Origin of the sequence: Rhodococcus sp. CX, from assembly GCF_015865005.1 — a bacterium.
GTDB lineage: Bacteria > Actinomycetota > Actinomycetes > Mycobacteriales > Mycobacteriaceae > Rhodococcus.
Genome location: NZ_JADZGH010000248.1, coordinates 1 through 1237, shown reverse-complemented (window position 1 = coordinate 1237; position 1237 = coordinate 1). Strand labels below are relative to the sequence as shown.

General features: G+C 72.4%; 1 protein-coding gene. It reads left to right on the top strand.

Annotated features, from left to right (window positions below; all coding sequences use genetic code 11):
• The coding region (locus I0Q12_RS26765) for a glutamate synthase central domain-containing protein (protein WP_269437704.1) at positions 1 to 1237 on the top strand (1237 nt) is incomplete at both ends.

Sequence of the window (1237 nt, the reverse complement as noted above, 5' to 3'; positions counted from 1 at the left end):
GCTGTCCCCGCGACCGCGCCTGCTCTACGACTACGTCACCGAGATGTTCGCGCAGGTCACCAACCCGCCGCTGGATTCGATCCGCGAACGCATCGTCACCACCACCGCCGTCGCCGTCGGACCCGAGGACAACCTGCTCGCCTGCTCACCGGATTCGTGCCGCCGGTTGCTGCTGCCCGGCCCGGTGCTCACCGCCGACGACCTCGACACGGTCCGCACCCTCACCGCGGACGGACCGCACCCCGCGCTCGCGACACGGGTGCTGCCGACCCACTTCTCCGCCGACGGACCGTCGGGTGAGGCCCTCGCCGCCGGCCTCGCCGCCCTGTGCCGGGCCGCGGACACCGCCGTCGACTCCGGGTTCGGATTGCTCGTCGTCACCGACCGCGGCGCCGGACCGGACGCGGTTCCGATCCCGTCGCTGCTCGCGGTTTCCGCGGTGCACCACCACCTGATCCGGACCGGTCGCCGGACCCGCGTGGGCCTGCTCGTCGAAACCGGCGACGCCCGCGAGGTGCACCACGTCGCCGCCCTGCTCGGTTTCGGGGCCTCCGCGGTGTGCCCGTACCTGGCGTTCGACACCGTCCGGGCGCTCGCCGCCGCTGCCGGTGACGATCCGGACACCGCCGCCGCCAACTACCGGCACGCGCTGGTCGCGGGGGTGCTCGAGGTGATGTCGAAGATGGGTATCTCCGTGCTCGGCTCGTACGTCGGGGCGCAGACCTTCGAGGCGGTCGGGCTGGGCCGCGACGTGATCGACGTGTACCTGCCCGGCACGGCCTCGCGGATCGGTGGAGCCTCGCTGAGCGACCTCGCCGACGACGCACGCGCACGGCACTCCGCCGCCTACGACGAATCCGATTCGGGCACACAGGAACTCGACAGTGGTGGTGTCTACCGCTATCGCCGCGACGGGGAGCCGCACCTGTTCACACCCGAGACGGTGTTCCTGCTGCAGCACGCCACCCGCAGCGGCCGGGCCGACATCTTCGCCCGCTACAGCGACGAGGTCGACCGGCTCGCCGCGGCCGGGGGTGCCCTGCGCGGACTGCTGGGCTTCCGCGCCGGCGTGCATCCGCCGATCCCCGTCGAGCAGGTCGAACCCGTGGAACGGATCCTCACCCGATTCGCCACCGGCGCAATGAGCTACGGATCGATCTCCGCCGAGGCGCACACGGCCCTCGCGGTGGCGATGAACCGGATCGGGGGACGTTCGAACTCCGGGGAGGGCGGGGAG